A 19,200-nucleotide genomic window follows, 5' to 3' on the forward strand; every position below is an offset into this window, starting at 1 on the left:
ATGAGACCTGCCGCGACCACCGCGCGCCTGCCCCGCTGGCCGCACGCCGCCTTCCCCGCCGATCTGCTACCGGCCACCACCCGGCTGCGCCGCCACCTCGAGGGGCGGATCGCGACGGACGGGGCAGGGCGGGGCGGGGGGGGGGGGCGGGGGCGGGGAGCGCGGCGGCGCGGCGCCCGGCGGCTCCTCGGGCGGCCAGGCCGCCAACCAGCCCGCCGGCGGGGGCACCGCGGCCGACCAGCCGCCTGCCAAGCCGGGCAACTCGGCTTCGCAGGGCGGCACTTCGGGTGCTTCGTCCGCCGGTGGCAATCCGCCCCCGCAGACCGCCGGCAGGCCCGCGTCCTGTGGCGGCGGCAACTGGAGCTCCATCGTCAGCGTCAAGGACAGCCGTCCGATCGGGATGCGCGACGACAACCTGAACGGCGACAACCCGCTCGTCCTCGGTGGCGCCTCGCAGTACGGCTGGGTGCGCTCCACCGACCCCGGCAGCTGGATCCTGTTCAATGCCTGCAACAACGGCGGCCCTCAGCTGGTCCAGACCATGGACGGCAAGGTGGTGCTGAGCAACGGCTTCAGCTTCCTCACCCGGTGGACGGTCCGCGCCGGGAGCACCGCGGGCTCGTACACCCTGGCCGACTACCAGAACCAGTCCTGCATGACGGACAACGGACCGGGCAACGCGATCACCATGGTCGCGTGCACGCCCGGGAACACGGCACAGGAATGGCGGTTGCAGTGACGGGCCGCAGGGATGGCGTGGTGCTCTACTGGCGCCCCCTGTGCAGCTTCTGCATGAAGCTGCGCTTCGGCCTGCTCTTCACGCGCCTTCGCTACAGCCGCCGCTTCACGCGCGTCAACATCTGGAAGGACCCGGACGCGGCCGCCTTCGTCCGCTCGGTCGCGGACGGGAACGAGACCGTTCCGACGGTCACCGTGGTCGGCCGCCCGATGGTGAACCCTTCGCTGCGTCAACTACTGGCTGCGGTACGTGAGTACGGCGCGTAGGCGGCCTTCGTCGCCTGGTGCGTAGTGCCTGGTGCCCGGCCGGGCCTCTAGCAGGCCGCCGCTCGGGGGGCAAGGGTGGCCGGTGGCGGGACCTCGCCACTCGGGTGTCAAGGGTATGTATGGAAACTTCTACAAGGATGTAAAAGTCGATCGGATGATGATCGATAGTGATCGTCGCGTTGACGGTTGGCGAGCGATCGGTCGTCGACGCAGGCGGCTCGGCCCTGGTTCGAATCGGAACCCTCTGCAAGGCACGTTGGATTGCCCCGATTTGACCACCCTTTGAATCCCTTTACCAACTGGCGGGACCTGGCCAATAACTGAGGCAGACCTGTCAATTCACCTGCTGGATTGTCATGCTTCTGGTCATCCCCCAGCGGTAGCCCCCACCCCCACCCCTCGGTGGCGAGCCGCTCGACCGTACGGGGTTTCAGCACGTCAGCGCCCGTCCCGCCCCACAGGTGCCGACCCCGGCCCCCGGGACGCGGTGCGACCGCGCCCACACGCGGTTTCCCGGAAGGACTCGCACGTGAAGCGAAAGCTCGCCGCTGTCGCCGTCATCTCGGCCACGGCCATGTTGACCGGTGTCGTCCAGGTGGCCACCACCGCCGCCCAGGCCGCCCCCGCGGCCCCCTCGCTGCAGGCGCAGGCCGCCCAGCAGCACGAGGCCGTGCTCGCGGTGGCCAGCGGCCAGTCCGCGCCGCTCGCCAAGGCGCTCGGCCTCGGCTCCCAGGAGAAGCTGGTCGCCAAGGACGCCGTCGTCGACAAGGACGGCACCCGCCACCTGCGCTTCGAGCGCACCTACGCCGGCCTCCCGGTGATCGGCGGCGACCTGGTCGTCCACCAGAAGTCCGACGGTGCGGTGAAGTCGGTCGACAAGGCGGTCGCCGCCCAGATCGCGCTGCCGAGCCTGACCCCGAAGATCCCGGCCGACAAGGCCGCCGACCAGGCCTCCGGCAACGTCAAGGCCACCATCGGGCAGACCATCGACGCCGACGAGTCCCCGCTGGCCGACGTCCACCAGGTCGGCAAGGCCCAGCTGGTCGTCTGGGCCACCGACGGCACCCCGCGACTGGCGTACCGGACCACCGTCGAGGGCGTGCGCGCCGACGGCACCCCGAGTGCCCAGATCCTGGTCACCGACGCGGCCGACGGCAAGGTCCTCTCCACCCACGAGAAGATCGAGACCGCCGCGGGCACCGGCACCGGCATCTTCGTCGGCAAGGTCGGCCTGAACACCAACCAGAACGGCTCGCAGTACGAGCTCAAGGACACCAGCCGCGGCGGCCAGTCCACCGTGGACATGAGCAACAGCGAGTCGGGCAGCGGCTCGCTGTTCGCGAACACCAGCAACAGCTTCGGCGACGGCACCAACGGCAACCGCGAATCCGCCGCCGTGGACGCCCAGTTCGGCGCCGCCACCACCTGGGACTTCTACAAGAGCGCCTTCGGCCGCAACGGCATCCGCAACGACGGTGTCGGCGCCCTCAGCCGGGTGCACTACGGCTCCAACTACGTCAACGCGTTCTGGAGCGACGACTGCTTCTGCATGTCGTACGGCGACGGCAGCGGCGACGCCGCCCCGCTCACCGAGATAGACGTGGCCGGCCACGAGATGAGCCACGGCGTCACCGCGGCCACCGCCGCCCTCAACTACTCGGGCGAGTCCGGCGGCCTCAACGAGGCCACCTCCGACATCATGGGCACCATGGTGGAGTGGTACGCCAACCTGCCCTCCAACCCGCCGAACTACCAGATCGGCGAGCTGATCAACCTGCGCGGCGACGGCAGCCCGCTCCGCTACATGGACCAGCCCAGCAAGGACGGCTCGTCGGCCGACTACTGGGACGCGAACGTCGGCAACCTGGACGTGCACTACTCGTCCGGCGTGGCGAACCACTTCTTCTACCTGCTGTCCGAGGGCAGCGGCGCGAAGACGGTCAACGGGTTCAGCTACAACAGCCCGACGGCCGACGGCTCTTCGCTCGCCGGCATCGGCCGCGACAAGGCCGCGCAGATCTGGTACAAGGCGCTGACCGCCTACTTCACCTCGACGACCGACTACGCGGGCGCCCGTACGGCCACCCTCAGCGCGGCGTCGGACCTGTACGGTGCGAACAGCGCCGAGTACAACGCGGTCGCGGCCACCTGGACCGCGGTCAACGTCAACTGACTCGGGTCCGAACCGGGTTCGGGCCTGTGTTGGGCAGGCCCGGCCCGGTCCACGCCCGAGTGGGTCCGGCCGGACTGTGGGTGCCGAACGGCCGGACCTGACGGCGGGGGCGACGGTGTGCGGACCACCGTCGCCCCCGCCGTCGTCTGCGCTCGACGGCGTTGCGCGCTCGGCTGGGCTGTGTTCGGCTGCGCTGTGCTCTACTGCGCTGTGCTCTACTGTGCGGTGCTCGGTCGGCTGCGCTGTGCTCGGACCGTGTCGCGTTCGGACCGCGGTGCGTTCGGGCACCGGCCGTCCGCCGTCACGCCAGGTCCTTGCGGATCTGGTCCAGGATCAGTCCGGCCCCGGTGTAGCCGATGCCGAGCATCCAGAGGTTGTCGTCCACCTCGAACACCCGACCGTTGCGGACGGCGTCCAGGTTCTTCCACAGCGCGCCCTCGGTGATCCTGGTGTGGTCGGACTTCGCCCGGTCCCCGTACACCGAGTAGAAGATGACGTCGGCCGCCGCCTGGTCCACCTGCTCGGGGCTGATCTCCAGCGAGAACCCGGGCTTGTCCTGGTTGGCCGGGCGGCCGAGCCCGAGGTCCTTGAACAGCGAACCGACGAAGGTGTCGTCGAGGTAGAGCCGGGTGGGCGCGCCGGCCAGGAAGCGGGCCATCTCGACCCGGGTGGCCGCCGCCTTGGTCGGCCCGCCGAGCGCGGTGGCCACGTCGCGCAGCCTCGTCCGATACGCCGCGTCCGTCGCCTCGGCCTCGGTCCGGCGGCCCATCGCCTCGGCGTGCAGCCGGGCGTTCGCCTTCCAGGCCGGCCCGGTGGTCTCGGACAGCACGGTGGGCGCGATCTTGGAGAGCTGGTCGTACCGCTTGTCGTCACGCACCTGGTTGCTCAGGATGAGGTCCGGCCGCAGCGCGGCGATCGCCTCCAGGTTGGGCTGGCCGATCACGCCGACCGGTTTCGTCCCGGTCAGCCGTCCGGCGGGCAGGTACGCGGGGAAGGGCGCCCCCTCGCTGACCGTGGTGGCGCCGACCGGGGCCAGGCCGAGGGTGACCACCGAGTCCAGGGCGTCGGTGTCCAGTGCCACCACCCGGCTCGCCCGGGCCGGTACGGTGCTCTCGCCGCGTGCGTGCTTGACCGTCCGGGTGCCGCCGGAGCCGGCCGAACTGCCGCCCGGTGCGGGGGAGTCGGGCCCGCAGGCGGTGAGCGCCAGGCCCGGGACGAGCCCGGCGGCGAGGCCGAGCGCGGTGCGGCGGCTGAGGGTTCGGGTCATCAGCGGCTCCTCCAACGGGCGGCCTCCAGCGAGCGGGCGCCCCACGGCGGGCCTCCAACGGGCGGGCACCCCCACGGGGCGTACGGGCGCGGGAATCCCTGCCCGCCCGGCAGTCCCGCTACGCCTCGGAGCCGTACTCCCTTCGCTGGCGCAGCAGTTCGTCGTACTCGGCGCGCACCCGGCGGTCCATCGCGAGGGTGAACTGGGCGTCGGCGACGGTGCGGGCGAGCGGCCGCACCCGCAGGATGCGCTCGGTGAGCCGGGCCGCCTCGCCGGGCGCGAGCGGGGTGTCGCCGGAGAGCACGCTGAGCAGGTGCTCGCTGACCACCTCGATGAAGATCTCGGCGATGGCGTCGACGTGTTCCCGGGTGCGCCGGCTGGCGTCCAGGACGGCCGAGAGCGGCACGCCCTCGGCGACCAGCTCGGTGGTGGCGTCCATCAGTCGGCGGCTGACGTGGGTGATCCCGTCGTCCTCGACCGTGATGTAGCCCTGGGCGATGGACTCGGCGGTGTTCTCCTCGGTGAGCTGGTCCCCGAAGGCGGCCTTCAGCTCGTCCCACTCCAGCCGCACCGGGGTCTCGTCCGACCAGGGGGCGACGATGGCGGCTTCGAGGCCGATCAGCTCGGCGACGTCCCGTCCGCTCTCGCCGGCGCCGATCAGTTCGGCGATCCCGCCCAGGGTGTGGCCGCGTTCGAGCAGTTCGCCGATCATCCGCAGCCGGGCCAGGTGCTCCTCGCCGTACCAGGCGATCCGGCCCTCCTTGCGGGGCGGCTGGAGCAGTTTGCGCTCGCGGTAGAAGCGCAGGGTGCGGGTGGTGATCCCGGCCGCTTCGGCCAGTTCCTCCACCCGGTACTCGCGTTTTCTGTCGTCCGCAGCAGCTCTGACCTTGTCCACGGCGATCAGCATAGGTCCGTCGGGTCGGCGCGGGAGCCTGCGGGAGCTTCGGGAACTTCCGGTGAATCCGCGCTGCCGCGCTTCTTCCATCCGGTGTCGGCAAGGGCTACCCTGCCAATCATGCCAGTGATTACTGGCGCGATTGGCAGGGTTCCGGGGACGGCCCCGGAGGTTCCGGAGCGCAGCCCCCGGAAGAGCGTGAAGACCACCGCCCCACCCTCAGGAGGAGGCCGCATGGCATCCAGCAGCAAGCGCCCACGCTCCGGCGACACCGGCGCTATGGGCGACACCGGCGCGGTCGGCGCGGTCGGTGCCACGGGCGCGACCGGAACGGCCGGTGCGACGGGCGCGACCGGAACGGCCGGTGCGACCGACCCCAGCGCTGCGGCGGAGGCCGTGCCGCACGTACGGGTGGCGGTGATCGGCTCCGGCTTCGGCGGCCTGGGCGCCGCCGTCCGGCTGCGCCGCGCCGGGATCACCGACTTCGTCGTCCTGGAGCGCGCGGACTCCGTCGGCGGCACCTGGCGCGACAACAGCTACCCCGGCTGCGCCTGCGACGTGCCCTCGCACCTCTACTCCTTCTCCTTCGCGCCCAACCCCGACTGGCCGCGCAGCTTCTCCGGCCAGCCGGACATCCGCGCCTACCTGGAGAAGGTCGCCACCGTCTTCGGCCTCCGCCCCCACCTGCGCTTCAACGCCGAGGTGCTGGAGGCGCGTTGGGAGAGCGAGCGGACCCGCTGGCGGATCACCACCTCGGCCGGCCAGTGGACCGCCGACGCCATCGTCTCCGCCGCCGGGCCGCTCGCCGACCCGCAGATCCCCGACCTGCCCGGCCTGAGCAGCTTCCCCGGCAAGGTGTTCCACTCCTCCCGCTGGGACCACGACTTCGACCTGACCGGCCGACGCGTCGCGATGGTCGGCACCGGGGCGTCCGCCGCCCAGATCATCCCGTCGATCCAGCCCAAGGTCGGCAAGCTGACCGTCTTCCAGCGCACCCCGGCCTGGGTGCTGCCGCGCCGCGACCGCGAGATCACCCAGGTGGAGAAGTGGCTGCACGGCCGTCTGCCGGTCACCGCCAAGATCCGTCGGGGAACGCTCTTCGCGCTCCGCGAGATCCAGGTGGACGCCTTCGTCCGCCGCCCCGGGCTGCTGCGCGTCGTCCAGCAACTCGCCGAACGCCACCTCGCCCAGGGCGTCGCCGACCCGGCGCTGCGCGCCAGGCTCACCCCGGACTACCGGATCGGCTGCAAGCGCATCCTGCTCAGCAACACCTACTACCCGGCGCTCGCCGCCGCCAACACCGAGGTCGTCTCCTCCGGTCTCCGCGAACTGCGCGGGTCCACCCTGGTGGCCGCCGACGGCAGCGAGCACGAGGTGGACGCCATCGTCTTCGGCACGGGCTTCCACGTCACCGACATGCCCATCGGCGCCCGGGTGTTCGGGGCGGACGGGACGAGCCTGGCCGAGGAGTGGAAGGGCGGCATGGAGGCGCTGCGCGGTTCGACCGTGCGCGGCTTCCCGAACCTGTTCTTCGTGATCGGCCCCAACACCGGACTCGGCAACAGCTCGATGATCCTCATGATCGAGTCCCAACTGAACTACATGATCGATGCGTTGACCACGCTCGACGCGGTCGGCGCCACCGCCATGCAGCCCACCGTCCGCGCCCAGCGGCAGTGGAACCTGGAACTCCAGCATCGGATGGACCGCACCGTCTGGACCACCGGCGGCTGCCGCAGCTGGTACCTGGACGCGAGCGGCAGGAACACCGTGCTCTGGCCCGGCTCCACCGCGTCCTTCCGCCGGGCCACCCGCAAGGTCGACCTCGGCGAGTACGAGCTGATCATGCGCACCACCCCGAGGGCCGCCCGTACCACCGCCGGTTCCGCCGCCGGCACCGCCGTCCAGGAGGCCACCGCATGACCGCCGTCCACCTGCCCGCCGAGTACGTACCGCCCACACCCGTCGAGGAGTTGAGCGTCCGCTCGGCGGACGGCATCCGGCTGCACGTCGAGGTGCACGGCCAGCCGGGCGCGCCCACCGTGGTGCTCTCCCACGGCTGGACCTGCTCGACCGCCTTCTGGGCCCCGGTGATCCGTGAACTCGCCGACCGCTACCGGGTGGTGGTATACGACCAGCGCGGCCACGGGCACAGCGAGATCCCACCCAGCCGGGTCCGCTACTCCACCCGCGCGCTCGCCGAGGACCTGGCCGCCGTGCTCGAGCGGACCGTCCCGGCGGGGGAGCGGGCGGTGCTGGCCGGGCACAGCATGGGCGGGATGACCATCATGGCCGCCGGCGGCCGCCCCGAGGTCGCCGAGCGCACCGCCGCCAACGTGCTGATCTCCACCGGTCCGGCCGAGCTGGTCGCCGAACTCACCGTCCTGCCGGACGGCGTCCGCGCCCCGGGCCTGCGGCGCTTCCTGCACCGGCAGCTGCTGCGCTCCCGGATGCCGCTCGGACCGGTCTCCGGGGTCAGTCGCGCCGCGCTCAAGTACGCGGTCATGGGGCCGGGTTCGCCCGCCGGGCAGGTCGAGGCGACGGCCCGGATCGTGCACGCCTGCCCGACCGGGGTCCGCTTCCACTGGGCCGGAGTACTGGACCGGCTGGACGTGCGCGCCGGGCTCGGCCGGATCACCGCCCCCACCGCCGTGGTGGTGGGCACCGCGGACCGGCTGACCCCGCCGGTGCACGCCCATCGGATGGTCGCCGAACTCGCCGACCCGCAGGGCCTGTTGCTGCTGCCCGGGGTCGGCCACATGGCGCCGCTGGAGCGGCCGGTGGAGATCGCCGCCGAGATCGACCGGATGGCCTCCGCCCACCTGGCCCCCGGCCGCGCCACCGACGCGCCCGCCTCCGCCGCTGTTCCCCCGCCCGCCTCCGTTTCCGAGCCGGGCGTTCCCGGGCCGGGCGTTTCCGAGCCGGGCGTTCCCGGGCCGGGCGTTTCCGAGCCGGGCGTTCCCGCGCCCGCCGTCGAGAGGACCACCGCCGCATGAACGCCATCCCGCCGTTGTCCGCGCAGGTCGTGGTGGTCACCGGGGCCGCCCGCGGGGTCGGCGCCTCGCTGGCCCGCAAGCTGGCCCGGCGCGGGGCCAAGGTCGCGCTGCTCGGCCTGGAGCCGGAGGAGCTGAAGGCCGTCTCGGCCCAGTGCGGCGCGGCCGCCACCGCGTGGGAGGTGGACGTCACCGACCTGGAGGCGCTCAGCGACACCGCCGACCGGATCAAGGAGCACTACGGGCGGATCGACACCGTGGTCGCCAATGCCGGGATCGCGATCGGCGGACCGCTGGCCGACAGCGACCACCGGGCGTTCAGCCGGGTGATCGAGGTCAATCTGCTGGGCAGCGTCGCCACCGCGCGGGCCTTCCTGCCGGCGCTCACCGAGAGCCGCGGCTACCTGCTGCAGATCGCCTCGCTCGCCGCGCTGACGCCCGCGCCGCTGATGAGCGCCTACTGCGCCAGCAAGTCCGGGGTGGAGGCCTTCGCCCACTCGATCCGCGCCGAGGTCGCCTATCAGGGGGTCAAGGTCGGTGTGGGGTACCTGAGTTGGACCGACACGGACATGGTGCGCGGCGCCGACCAGGACGCCGTGCTGAAGCAGATGCGCAGCCGACTGCCGTGGCCGGCCAACAAGACGTACCCGCTGGAGCCCGCGGTGGAGCGGATCGTCGCCGGGATCGCCCGGCGCTCCGCCCATGTGTACGCCCAGGCCTGGCTGCGCGGGATGCAGCCGGTGCGCTGGCTGCTGCCGAGCCTGATCGCGGTGGTCGGCTCCCGTGACGTGGCCCGGCTCGCGCCGCAGCTCGCCGCCACCGCCGCCTCCCGGCTGCGCGCCGTCGGGGCCGGTGGCGCAGCGGACACGGCGGTGCGGGGGGACCGGGCGGGGGCGGGGGACTGACGGAAGGCGAATGACGACTGACAGTTGACGGATGACAGATGTCGAAATCTGTTATCCGTCAGCTGTTATCTGTTACCTGTTATCTGTCAGCTGCTATCTGTCGGCTTCCGGCTTCCATCCGTCACCCGTCCGCCGCGATCCCCGCCAGCACCCGCAAGGCCCACCCCAGCACCGGCAGCGGCGGCGAGGCCAGCCCCACCCGCACCGCGGACGGCGTGCTCCGCGGATCCACCGCGAAGGCCGCTGCTGGCGTTACCGAGATCCCCGCCCGCGCCGCCGCCGCGACGAAGGTCTCGGCCCGCCAGGCCCCGGGCAGCTCCCACCACAGGTAGTACGAGCACCGGTCCGCCCGCAGTCGCTGCCCCGCGAGCGCCTCCCGGGCCAGCACCTGCCGCGCCGCCGCGTCCGCCCGCTTCGCCGCCGCCACGGCGGCCACCGTCCCGTCCCCGATCCAGCGCACCGCCGCCTCCAGCGCGAAGCCGCTCGGCGCCCACCCGCCGGTCCGCAGCGCACCGGCGACCCGTTCGCGCAGTCCGTCCGGGACGACCGCGAACCCGGTGGTCAGCCCGGGGGTCAGCCGCTTGGAGAGGCTGTCGACCAGCACCGTCCGCTCCGGGGCGAGCGCGGCGAACGGAGCCAGTTCGGGGCGCAGGAAGGACCAGATGGCGTCCTCGACCACCGGCAGGTCCAGCCGGCGCAGTTCGCCGGCCAGCGCGATCGCCCGCTCCGGCGGCAGGCTCGCGCCGAGCGGGTTCTGCAGGCGGGGCTGGACGTACACCGCGCGCAGCGGCGCCGTACGGTGGGCCGCCGCGACGGCGTCGGGCAGCAGCCCGTGTTCGTCGACCGCGAGCGGCACCAGCCGGATGCCGAGCCGTTCGGCCACGGCCTTGACCACCGGGTAGGTGAGCGCCTCGACCCCCAGCCGCTGCCCGGGCGGCACCAGCGCGGCGAGCGTCCCCGCGACGGCCTGCCGCCCGTTGCCCGCGAACAGCAGCTGCCGGGCGTCGGCCTCCCAGTCGCCCGCCCCCGTCGACAGCAGCCGGGCGAAGGCCCGCCGGGCCGGTTCCGTCCCGGCCGCGCCGACCGGCCGCAGGGCCTCGCCGAGCGCGTCGGCCCGCAGCAGCGGTGCCAGTCCGGCGGCGAGCAGTTCGGCCTGTCCGGGCGGGGTGGGGTAGTTGAGTTCCAGGTCGATCGGCGCGTCGGCGGGTTCGGCGAGGGCGATCCGGCCGCCGTCCGCCTGGGTGGCCCGCCCGGCCCGGACGAAGGTGCCCCGTCCGACCTCTCCGACGGTCAGCCCACGCCGGGCCAGTTCGCGGTAGACCCGCCCGGCCGTCGAGGCGGCGATGCCCCGGCGGCGGGCGAAGGCGCGCAGGGTGGGCAGTTGCCGGCCGGGCCGCAGCCGTCCGTCGGTGATGTCGGCGGCGATCTCGTCCGCGATCCGCCGGTAGTCGTCCATCGCGAGCCAACCCCTCACACGCCCGTCGCCCCCGAGGCGGGGCACATTGCACCGAGTGCAAAGTCATCATTGCATTGAGGTTGCCGCGCGCCCTAGCCTCGTCGCATGGACGAGCTGATAGCGGCGGGGGACGCCGGGAACGCGCTGGGTGCACCGGCCGCGCTACAGGCCGTGGACGGTCACGCGGTGCTCGGCATCGCCGCCGTGGCACTGGGCATGGTGCTGTCGCCGGGGCCGAACATGATCTACCTGGTCTCGCGCTCGATATCACAGGGCCGCCGCGCCGGACTGGTGTCGCTGACGGGTGTCGCCGCCGCGTTCCTGGTCTACCTGGTCGCGGTGACGGCCGGGGTGGCCGCGGTGTTCTCGGTCGTCCCCGCGCTGTACACCGCGATCAAGCTGGCCGGCGCCGGCTACCTGCTCTGGCTGGCCTGGAAGGCGGTCAAGCCGGGCGGCACGGCGGTCTTCGCCCCGCAGCAGCTGCCGCCGGACCCACCGCGCCGCCTGTTCGCGATGGGCTTCCTGACCTGCCTGCTCAACCCCAAGATCGCCATCATGTACATCTCGCTGCTGCCCCAGTTCGTGGTACCCGAGCGCGGCCATGTCGCGCTGCAGAGCCTGGTGCTGGGCCTGACCCAGATCGCGATCGCGGTCGGCATGAACGGCCTGATCGCGATGAGCGCGGGCAGCATCGCCGGCTTCCTGAACCGCCGCCCCGCCTGGCTGCGCTTCCAGCGCTACGTGATGGGCACCGTCCTCGCGGGCCTCGCCCTGCACATCGCCGCCGACCGCGCCAAGGCCGTCGCGGTCTAGGGTCTGCTGTGAACGTCAGACCCGGCTCGCGGCCCGCAGCAGTGCGGCAGCCGCAGCCGAAGCCGCTGGACGTCCCGCAGCGCGGCCCCCAACTCGCCGTCCCCGCCGTCGAGATGGGCGCGCAGATAGCGCAGCAGATCGGCCCCGCTGGAGCGGATCGCGCCGGCCCCCGGCAGTCCGGGGATGAGCCAGGGCGGCAGCGCTCGTCCACGTCGGTACCCGACCGCGCGCCCCGGTACGTCCGGTGCGCAGGTCGTGGCATCGAGCCCCAGCGGTCGGCAGACCCGCTCGACGAGCAGCTCCCCGTACGGCGCCCCGCCGGCCTCGGCGAGGATCCGCTCGAGCAGCCCGACCCCGTAGTTGGAGTACCGGTACCGGCTGCCGGGGGTGCGTCGTACGGTGGTTCGGGCCAGCGACGCGCGCAACTGCTCCTCGCCGTAGGCGGCGTGCGGATTGCCGGCCCAGTTCGGGGCGGCCGCCGCGAGCAGTCCGGGCGGCAGTCGCGGTAGGCCCGAGGTGTGCGTGGCCAGGTGCAGCAGGCGGATCGGCCGGCGGGAACTCACCGTCGCCGGGCGCCAGTCGGGCGGAAGGCGGCGCTCCACCGGTTCGTCCAGGGCGAGTTCACCGCGTGCGGCCGACTCGGCGAGCAGCAGCGCGGTGAACGTCTCGGTGACGGAGCCGGGTTCGAAGACGGTGTTCGGGGTGCACGGCGGTGCGGTGGGCGCGAGCCCGAGCCGACCGTGGCAGTGCACCTCCTCGTGGTCCCCGCAGGTGAGGGTCACCGTGACGGCGGTGGCGTACGGTCCGGCGGCCTGTAGTGTCGCCGCGACGGCGGCGGCCAGCTCGCTCAAGTGGCCACCGGCGTGCCGCCGAGCGCACGCGAGAGCGCGACGGTGGCGGCCACCACCCCGACCACGGCGGTGTGTCCGTGGTCGCGGAAGGCGTCCTCCGGGTTGTCGTACTCGGGCGCGGACCCCTCGCACGGGATCAGCCCGTCCGGCTGCTGGATCGCGGCCAGGGCCTCCCAGCCGACCCGGCCGGTGACGGGTTCCCCGATGCACGAGTCGACGATCAGCAGCTCGCCGGCGAGGTCCCACTGCTCGGTCTCCAGCCAGATGTCGAGCCAGGCCGGCAGCCAGTCGCGCAGGTAGTCGCGCATCGGTTCGGGCAGGCACTCGGGCCGGGCGCCCCATTCGGTATGACGAGTGCGATGGGGTACCTGCATCCGCAGCCCGCTGAGCTGGGGTGTTGCCCTGGGTGTGGGCGCGGATGCGGTGAGTCGGTACGGTCGGGGCATGACCACAGCCTTGATCACCGGCGCGACCGCCGGCATCGGAGCCGCGTTCGCCCGCCGGCTCGCCCGTAGCGGCTACCAGCTCGTCCTGGTGGCCCGGGATACCGGGCGCCTGGAGCGCGCGAGCGCCGACCTGCACGCCGAGTACGGAGTCGAGGCGGAGGTGCTGACCGCCGACCTCGCCACCGAGGAGGGCATCGCCGCCGTCGAGGCCCGGCTGTCCGACGCCGGGCGCCCGGTGGACCTGCTGATCAACAACGCCGGCTTCGGCAACAAGGGCGCCTTCGGGACCGTCCCGCTCCAGGGCGAGCTGGACATGCTGAAGGTGCACATCGAGGCCATCCTGCGACTGACCACGGCCGCCCTGCCGGGGATGCGCGAGCGCGGCCGGGGCGCGATCGTGAACGTCGCCTCGGTGGCGGCCTTCCTGCCGCGCGGTACGTACGGCGCCAGCAAGGCGTGGGTGGTGAGCTTCACCCAGGGCGTGCTGCGCGACCTCGGCGGGTCGGGCGTGCGGATGATGGCGCTGTGCCCCGGCTTCACCCGGACCGAGTTCCACCAGCGGGCGGGCATGGGGACGGGCAACATCCCATCCTGGTCCTGGCTCTCGGCCGAGCGGGTCGTGAACGAGGCGATGCGCGATCTCGCCCGCGGCCGTTCGGTGTCGGTGCCGGGCAAGCGCTACAAGCTGGCGGTGGCGATCGCCCGGGTGCTGCCGTCCGGCAAGCTCGGCGGCCTCTCCTCGAAGGCGGCGCGGACCTACCGGACCGACTGAGGCGCCCGAGGTCGGATGGTCGGGTGGTCGGAGGGTCGGGCCATCGGCGGGTCGGGCGGGGTCGGGTCGTCGGCAGGGAATAGAGGGGACCTCACTATTAGCTTGTCTAACTATGAGCTAACCCCGCTATGCTGATGACGCCCACCCGACCACCCGACTGTCCGACCATCCGACCGCCCGACCCAGGGAGGCCCGTTCTTGAGGCCCGCCATCGACTGGACCCCGCCCGACCGCGCCGAGGGTGACCCCCGCCCGCCGGCCCAGTGGCGCCGCATCCTCGCGCTGTTCCACCCCTACCGGGGCCGCCTGACCACCGTCGGCCTGCTGGTCGCCGCCTCCGCCGTGGTGTCGGTGGTCTCCCCGTTCCTGCTCAGGGCCGTGCTGGACACCGCCATCCCGCAGGGCCGCACCGGGCTGCTCAGCCTGCTCGCGCTCGGGATGATCCTGACCGCCGTGGTGAACAGCATCTTCAACGTGCTGCAGACGCTGATCTCCACCACCGTGGGCCAGCGCGTCATGCACGACCTGCGCACCTCCGTCTACGGCCACCTGCAGCGGCAGTCGCTGGCCTTCTTCACCCGCACCCGCACCGGCGAGGTGCAGTCCCGGATCGCCAACGACATCGGCGGCATGCAGTCCACGGTGACCTCCACTGCGACCAGCCTGGTCTCCAACCTCACCGCCGTGATCGCCTCGATCGTCGCCATGGTCGCCCTCGACTGGCGGCTGACCGTGATCTCGCTGCTCCTGCTGCCGCTGTTCGTCTGGATCAGCCGCCGGGTCGGCCAGGAGCGCAAGAAGATCACCACCGAGCGGCAGAAGCAGCTGGCCGCGATGAGTTCGGCCGTCCAGGAGTCGCTGTCGGTCAGCGGCATCCTGCTCGGCCGCACCATGGGCCGCTCCGACTCGCTCGCCCGGGAGTTCACCGGGCAGTCCGACCAGCTCGCCGACCTGGAGGTGCGGGCCAGCATGGCCGGCCGCTGGCGGATGAACACCATCATGATCGTGATGGCCGCGATGCCCGCGCTGATCTACTGGGCGGCCGGACTGACCTCCGCCGCCGGCGCGCCGATCGTCTCGGTCGGCACCCTGGTCGCCTTCGTCACGCTCCAGCAGGGCCTGTTCCGCCCGACCGTCAGCCTGCTCTCCACCGGCGTGGACGTGCAGACCTCGCTCGCGCTCTTCCAGCGCATCTTCGAGTACCTCGACCTGCCGGTGGAGATCGCCGAACCGGAGCGCCCGGTCAGCCTGACCGACATCCGGGGCGAGGTCCGCTTCGAGGCCGTCGACTTCCGCTACGACCCGGACCAGGAGCGCCCGACCCTGGCCGGCGTCGAACTCAAGGTCCCGGCCGGGACGTCACTGGCCGTCGTCGGCGAGACCGGCTCGGGCAAGACCACCCTGAGCTACCTGGTGCCGCGCCTGTACGACGTCACCGGCGGCCGGGTCACCCTGGACGGCGTGGACGTGCGCGAACTGTCCTTCGACACCCTGGCCCGCGCGGTCGGCGTGGTCTCCCAGGAGACCTACCTGTTCCACGCCTCGGTCGCCGAGAACCTGCGCTTCGCCAAACCCGGTGCCGACGACGAAGAACTGGTCGAGGCCGCCCGGGCCGCGCAGATCCACGACACCATCGCCGCCCTCCCGGACGGCTACCAGACCATGGTCGGCGAACGCGGCTACCGCTTCTCCGGCGGCGAGAAGCAGCGCCTCGCGCTCGCCCGCACCATCCTGCGCAACCCGCCGGTGCTCATCCTGGACGAGGCCACCAGCGCGCTCGACAACCGCACCGAACGCGCCGTCCAGCAGGCCGTCGACACCCTGGCCGCCGGCCGCACCACCATCACCATCGCCCACCGGCTCTCCACCGTCCGCTCCGCCGACCAGATCGCGGTGCTGGACCACGGCCGGGTGGTCGAACTCGGCACCCACGAGGAACTGGTGGAACTGGACGGCCGGTACGCGGCGCTGCTGCGCCGGGAGGTGCCGCAGGCGGCGGCCGGGTCGGAGGCCGTCCCGGAGGCCGCGCTCGGGCACGCGTAGGACCACGGGGTCGGCGGGGAGGCGGCTCAGGCCGCCTTCGGGACCTCGTTGTAGCTCTCCGCGACCTCCTGGCCGGAGAGCCGCTGGATCGCCGCCATCACCTCGTCGGTCACCTGTCGACGGGCCTTCAGCGAACGGGCCTGCCCGTGCAACTCGTCGAAGTGCAGCGGCTCGCCGAAGCGGACGGTCACCTTCTTGATCCGCGGCACCCGCTTGCCCACCGGCAGGATCTGCTCCGGGCCCTCCAGGGCCACCGGCACCACCGGGACGCCCGCGGTCAGCGCGAGCCAGGCGACGCCCGTCTTGCCCCGGTACAGCCGGCCGTCCAGCGACCGGGTGCCCTCCGGGTAGATGCCGAAGGCCTTGCCGGCCTCCAGGATCTCCAGCGCCGACTCCAGCGAGGCCTGAGCGGAACGGTAGGTGCCGCGCTCGACCGGTACCGCGCCGATCGACTCGAAGAAGCCCTTGGAGAGCCGGCCCTTGAGCCCGGTGCCGGTGAAGTACTCGGCCTTGGCGAGGAAGTGGACCCGGCGCGGGGAGGTGAGCGGGATCACCACGCTGTCGATGAAGGACAGGTGGTTGCTGGCCAGGATCACCCCGCCCTTGCGCGGCACGTTCTCGACGCCCTCGATGGCCGGACGCCAGATCCCCCGTGAAACGGGTTTCAGCAGCAGCCTGGTGGCGAGGTCGAGCACGGGTTCCCTCCCTGGACGAACGACCGCCCCGGAGGAGTCCGGGTCAGCAGTCAGACCCGCAGACTACGACACCGACCCCGGCGGCCGTCCACTCCCGGCGACCGTGGTGAACACCACGGCCGGGTAGGGTACGGCCGTCCGAACCGAGCAAGACCCGCAGTACCCAGGAGGGAACGATGGAGAGCGTCGAGGCCATCAAGGAGATGTTCGACCGTTTCGACCAGAACGGCGACGGCAAGATCACCCCGGCCGAGTACGCGCTGGCCGCCAACGAGATGGGTGACCACAGCGTCACGATCTCGATGGCCGAGGCGCTGATCCACGCGATGGACACCCGGCACCAGGGCTACCTGGACTTCGAGGAGTTCCTGGCCGCCCGCCAGCGCTGAGTTCGCGTGGACCGGGCCGGTCGCCGTACCGGCGGCGCCGGCCCCGTCCGGGGTGCCTCTCGTTCTGGGGTCAGTCCTCGCCCGGCGTCACTGGTCCGCAGGGTCCGCAGGAGTCGCAGGCGCCGCCGGAGCCACCGGGAACACCCGGCGCACCACCCGCTCCGCCGCCCCACCGTCGTCCCAGACGCAGAACTTCGCCCGGAACCGCTCCCGCGCCGCCGGCTCCGGATCGCCCGCGCGCAGCGCCCGCGCCAGCCCGTCCACGTCGACGGTGACCGCGCCCGGCGGCTCCGCGAACAGGTCGAAGTACACGCCGCGTTCGCGCTGGTACTCCTCCCAGTCCGGGGCGAAGACGACCACCGGCCGGTCCAGCACCGCGTAGTCGAACATCATCGACGAATAGTCCGTCACCAGCGCGTCCGCCGCCAGGTAGAGGTCCTCGACCACCGGGTGCGCCGACACGTCCACGATCTGCGCCGCGTCCTCACCGGCCGTCAGGTCGCCCGGGCCGTCGGTGTGGAAGTAGTGGGTGCGCACCAGCAGCGTGAACCGCGGGCCCAGCCGCCGGGCCAGGTCCGCCACGTCCAGCAGCGGCACGTAGCCGCCCTTGCCGCCGCGGTGGGTCGGCGCGTAGAGCACCGCCGTGGTGCCGGGCCGCAGACCCAGGCGCTCGCGCATCGCCCGGACTTCGGCCGGGGTGGCGTCGGCCAGCCGGTCGTTGCGCGGGTAGCCGGTGTCCAGCATCTCGTAGCGGCCGGGGAAGGCCCGGGCGAAGTGCTCGCTGGTGTGCGGGTTGGAGGAGACCAGGAAGTCCCAGCGGTCGATGGCCTCCTGGAGCCGGTCGAAGTCCATCCCCTCGGCCGCCTCGGGCCGGCCGCGCAGGTCCATGCCCATCGCCTTGAGCGGGGTGCCGTGCTGGGTCTGGATGTGCACCGTGCCCTGGCGCTTGGCCATCGTGCGCGGGAAGTTGACGTTGTTGACGAAGTACTTGGCGGTCGCCATCGCCTTCAGGTAGGCCGGGGTGTTGACGATCACGTACGGGACCCCGGGCGGCATCGCGTCGGCCTGCCGGCGGTTCTCGACCACCCACACGCCCCGGATCTGCGGGGCGAGTTCCCGCGCCTTCTCGTAGATCGCCGCCGGGTTGCACGCGTAACCCCGGTGCCAGTACGCGGCGTAGACCGCCAGGTGCTCGTCCAGCGGGAGGCGGCGGAACGCGTTGTACGCGGTGAACCGGGCGCCGCTGCGCACCCCCTTCTTCACCGCGGGGGCCACCGCCCGTGCCCCGCGCTTGAGTTCGCGCGGCAGCCGGCCGGTGCGGCGCAGCTCGGCGTACGCGATCCGGGCGCCGCGGGCGGCCAGCCGGTACTGCACGCCGCGCACCCCGCCGGGGAAGCGGTAGTCCGCCGGGCGGTGGCGCTCGAAGTGCAGGGCGAGCCGGTGGAAGTAGTCCCGGCGCCGGTCGAGCGGGACGAGACCGGGGGTGTCGTAGACGTTGAGCGCCTGACGGACGGTCCGGTCGAAGACCAGGGTGCGCAGCGACTCCGGGACGGGCCGGCCGGGGCGGTCCGGGCGGTCCAGGAAGGCGAAGATCGCGTCGTACTGGGCGAACACACCGGCGTGCTTCGGGGAGGCGGTCGCGGTGATCGCGCCCTCCCGGCCGCGCCGGTAGAAGTAGCAGGGGCGGTCCAGGTAGCGCAGCCGCCCGGCGGCCAGCAGCGCGGGGTAGGTGACCGAGATGTCCTCGTAGTAGCCGCGGCCGAAGGCGACGTCCAGACCCTCCAGGAAGGCGCGGCGGAACACCTTGTTCCACACCGACATCACGGTCTGGAACAGCGCCGGGTGCTCGGCCGCCGTACAGCCCTCGACCAGCGGGGAGCCGACCAGGACGTGCCGCCAGGGGTTGGGCTCGCTCCCGCCGTCGGGGTAGACGTGGGTGAAGTCGGTGAGCAGCACGTCGGCCGGCACCTCGCGGCGGCTCTCCTGCGCCAGCTCGTCCAGGATCACGCCGACCGTCCGCTCGGGCAGCCAGTCGTCGCTGTCCACGAACCAGACGTACTCGCCGCGCACCTGCGGCAGGGCGGCGGCCCGGGCGCCGCCGAGGCCCTGGTTCTCGGTGAGGTGCATCACACGCAGCCGGGGGTCGCGGGCGGCGTAGGCGTCCAGGATCGCGCCGGAGCCGTCGGGGGAGAGGTCGTCGACCGCGATGACCTCGAAGCGGGTCTCGGCGGCGGGGGTCTCGCCGAGGATCGAGTCGAGGCAGCGCGGCAGGTACCGCTCCACGCCGTGGACCGGGAGCACGATGCTGAGGAGGAGGGACACGCTGGCCGAGTCTACCGATCCACACGGCGCGACCTGCGGGGACGTCCGGTCGGCGGCGGTGGGCCGGTCCGGCGGGCCCGACGGCCGCGGAGCCATGGGCGGACCGGGGGCGGAAGGCGGGCGCGACGGGCGACGGGAACCGGCCCGGGACCGCCGGTGCCGGGCCCCGTGCGGG

General features: G+C 72.7%; 17 protein-coding genes. 10 read left to right on the forward strand and 7 right to left on the reverse strand.

Annotated elements, in window-relative coordinates:
• Nucleotides 1-400 precede the first annotated feature (400 nt).
• The 3 genes from BG452_RS11715 to BG452_RS11725 all read left to right on the forward strand — a co-directional run bounded on the left by BG452_RS11715 (nucleotide 401) and on the right by BG452_RS11725 (nucleotide 3,178).
• Complete coding sequence (locus BG452_RS11715; protein WP_188304185.1) at nucleotides 401-739, forward strand: hypothetical protein; 339 nt, start codon at nucleotides 401-403, stop codon at nucleotides 737-739.
• 17 nt (nucleotides 740-756) lie between these two features.
• On the forward strand, nucleotides 757-1,005 hold the full coding sequence (locus BG452_RS11720) for a glutaredoxin domain-containing protein (RefSeq protein WP_317621000.1): 249 nt from the start codon (nucleotides 757-759) through the stop codon (nucleotides 1,003-1,005).
• Nucleotides 1,006-1,579: 574 nt separating this feature from the next.
• Nucleotides 1,580-3,178 (forward strand): M4 family metallopeptidase, encoded by a 1,599-nt coding sequence (locus BG452_RS11725; RefSeq protein ID WP_188304201.1) that lies wholly within the window; start codon nucleotides 1,580-1,582, stop codon nucleotides 3,176-3,178.
• Nucleotides 3,179-3,479: 301 nt separating this feature from the next.
• On the opposite strand, the gene BG452_RS11730 is transcribed toward BG452_RS11725, so the two are convergent.
• Nucleotides 3,480-4,445 carry an ABC transporter substrate-binding protein gene (locus BG452_RS11730; protein ID WP_188304187.1) on the reverse strand — a complete coding sequence of 322 codons (966 nt, stop codon included), beginning with the start codon at nucleotides 4,443-4,445 and terminating at the stop codon, nucleotides 3,480-3,482.
• A gap of 118 nt (nucleotides 4,446-4,563) precedes the next feature.
• Nucleotides 4,564-5,340, reverse strand: a complete 777-nt coding sequence (locus BG452_RS11735) for a MerR family transcriptional regulator (RefSeq protein ID WP_317621002.1) — start codon at nucleotides 5,338-5,340, stop codon at nucleotides 4,564-4,566.
• 234 nt (nucleotides 5,341-5,574) lie between these two features.
• Between BG452_RS11735 and BG452_RS11740 the strand changes: the two genes are divergently transcribed.
• Genes BG452_RS11740 through BG452_RS11750 form a run of 3 tightly spaced genes read left to right on the forward strand, consistent with a single transcriptional unit; the run spans nucleotide 5,575 to nucleotide 9,238 of the window.
• Complete coding sequence (locus BG452_RS11740) at nucleotides 5,575-7,263, forward strand: flavin-containing monooxygenase (RefSeq protein ID WP_188304189.1); 1,689 nt, start codon at nucleotides 5,575-5,577, stop codon at nucleotides 7,261-7,263.
• Nucleotides 7,260-8,336: an alpha/beta fold hydrolase gene (locus BG452_RS11745; RefSeq protein ID WP_188304190.1), complete on the forward strand. Its 1,077-nt coding sequence runs from the start codon at nucleotides 7,260-7,262 to the stop codon at nucleotides 8,334-8,336. The genes BG452_RS11740 and BG452_RS11745 overlap by 4 nt, the downstream gene beginning before the upstream one ends.
• Nucleotides 8,333-9,238: an SDR family oxidoreductase gene (locus tag BG452_RS11750; protein ID WP_188304191.1), complete on the forward strand. Its 906-nt coding sequence runs from the start codon at nucleotides 8,333-8,335 to the stop codon at nucleotides 9,236-9,238. Before BG452_RS11745 ends, BG452_RS11750 begins: the two co-directional genes overlap by 4 nt.
• Before the next feature lie 121 nt (nucleotides 9,239-9,359).
• On the opposite strand, the gene BG452_RS11755 is transcribed toward BG452_RS11750, so the two are convergent.
• Nucleotides 9,360-10,694: a PLP-dependent aminotransferase family protein gene (locus BG452_RS11755; protein WP_188304192.1), complete on the reverse strand. Its 1,335-nt coding sequence runs from the start codon at nucleotides 10,692-10,694 to the stop codon at nucleotides 9,360-9,362.
• 216 nt (nucleotides 10,695-10,910) lie between these two features.
• On the opposite strand from BG452_RS11755, the gene BG452_RS11760 reads away from it, so the two are divergent.
• Entirely contained in the window at nucleotides 10,911-11,507 is a 597-nt protein-coding gene (locus tag BG452_RS11760) for a LysE family translocator (RefSeq protein ID WP_223242092.1), read from the forward strand.
• On the opposite strand, the gene BG452_RS11765 is transcribed toward BG452_RS11760, so the two are convergent.
• Together BG452_RS11765 and BG452_RS11770 are read right to left on the reverse strand one after the other, a co-directional pair.
• Complete coding sequence (locus tag BG452_RS11765; RefSeq protein WP_188304194.1) at nucleotides 11,504-12,358, reverse strand: serine hydrolase domain-containing protein; 855 nt, start codon at nucleotides 12,356-12,358, stop codon at nucleotides 11,504-11,506. The genes BG452_RS11760 and BG452_RS11765 overlap by 4 nt on opposite strands.
• Nucleotides 12,355-12,732, reverse strand: coding sequence for a DUF6895 family protein (locus BG452_RS11770; RefSeq protein WP_188304195.1), 378 nt, complete (start codon nucleotides 12,730-12,732; stop codon nucleotides 12,355-12,357). Before BG452_RS11770 ends, BG452_RS11765 begins: the two co-directional genes overlap by 4 nt.
• Nucleotides 12,733-12,802: 70 nt before the next feature.
• On the opposite strand from BG452_RS11770, the gene BG452_RS11775 reads away from it, so the two are divergent.
• Nucleotides 12,803-13,576 (forward strand): SDR family NAD(P)-dependent oxidoreductase, encoded by a 774-nt coding sequence (locus BG452_RS11775; protein WP_188304196.1) that lies wholly within the window; start codon nucleotides 12,803-12,805, stop codon nucleotides 13,574-13,576.
• A 198-nt stretch (nucleotides 13,577-13,774) separates the two neighbouring features.
• Entirely contained in the window at nucleotides 13,775-15,619 is a 1,845-nt protein-coding gene (locus tag BG452_RS11780; protein WP_188304197.1) for an ABC transporter ATP-binding protein, read from the forward strand.
• A 26-nt stretch (nucleotides 15,620-15,645) separates the two neighbouring features.
• Here the strand turns inward: BG452_RS11780 and BG452_RS11785 are convergent, their stop codons facing one another.
• Entirely contained in the window at nucleotides 15,646-16,314 is a 669-nt protein-coding gene (locus BG452_RS11785) for a lysophospholipid acyltransferase family protein (RefSeq protein WP_188304198.1), read from the reverse strand.
• 176 nt (nucleotides 16,315-16,490) lie between these two features.
• Between BG452_RS11785 and BG452_RS11790 the strand changes: the two genes are divergently transcribed.
• Nucleotides 16,491-16,703, forward strand: a complete 213-nt coding sequence (locus tag BG452_RS11790) for an EF-hand domain-containing protein (protein WP_188304199.1) — start codon at nucleotides 16,491-16,493, stop codon at nucleotides 16,701-16,703.
• Nucleotides 16,704-16,790: 87 nt separating this feature from the next.
• Here the strand turns inward: BG452_RS11790 and BG452_RS11795 are convergent, their stop codons facing one another.
• Nucleotides 16,791-19,025: a bifunctional glycosyltransferase family 2 protein/CDP-glycerol:glycerophosphate glycerophosphotransferase gene (locus BG452_RS11795; protein ID WP_317621003.1), complete on the reverse strand. Its 2,235-nt coding sequence runs from the start codon at nucleotides 19,023-19,025 to the stop codon at nucleotides 16,791-16,793.
• Between the last annotated feature and the right edge of the window lie 175 nt (nucleotides 19,026-19,200).

The organism is Streptomyces sp. CBMA123, from assembly GCF_014596465.1.
Classification (GTDB): Bacteria; Actinomycetota; Actinomycetes; order Streptomycetales; family Streptomycetaceae; genus Kitasatospora.

Bases quoted from the DNA above. Each gene is read 5' to 3' on its own strand.
- BG452_RS11725 (WP_188304201.1), top strand. From the start codon at position 1,580: ATGTTGACCGGTGTCGTCCAGGTGGCCACCACCGCCGCCCAGGCCGCC.
- BG452_RS11775 (WP_188304196.1), top strand. From the start codon at position 12,803: ATGACCACAGCCTTGATCACCGGCGCGACCGCCGGCATCGGAGCCGCG.
- BG452_RS11790 (WP_188304199.1), top strand. From the start codon at position 16,491: ATGGAGAGCGTCGAGGCCATCAAGGAGATGTTCGACCGTTTCGACCAG.
- BG452_RS11755 (WP_188304192.1), bottom strand. From the start codon at position 10,694: ATGGACGACTACCGGCGGATCGCGGACGAGATCGCCGCCGACATCACC.
- BG452_RS11770 (WP_188304195.1), bottom strand. From the start codon at position 12,732: ATGCAGGTACCCCATCGCACTCGTCATACCGAATGGGGCGCCCGGCCC.
- BG452_RS11750 (WP_188304191.1), top strand. From the start codon at position 8,333: ATGAACGCCATCCCGCCGTTGTCCGCGCAGGTCGTGGTGGTCACCGGG.
- BG452_RS11730 (WP_188304187.1), bottom strand. From the start codon at position 4,445: ATGACCCGAACCCTCAGCCGCCGCACCGCGCTCGGCCTCGCCGCCGGG.
- BG452_RS11740 (WP_188304189.1), top strand. From the start codon at position 5,575: ATGGCATCCAGCAGCAAGCGCCCACGCTCCGGCGACACCGGCGCTATG.
- BG452_RS11715 (WP_188304185.1), top strand. From the start codon at position 401: ATGCGCGACGACAACCTGAACGGCGACAACCCGCTCGTCCTCGGTGGC.
- BG452_RS11745 (WP_188304190.1), top strand. From the start codon at position 7,260: ATGACCGCCGTCCACCTGCCCGCCGAGTACGTACCGCCCACACCCGTC.
- BG452_RS11760 (WP_223242092.1), top strand. From the start codon at position 10,911: ATGGTGCTGTCGCCGGGGCCGAACATGATCTACCTGGTCTCGCGCTCG.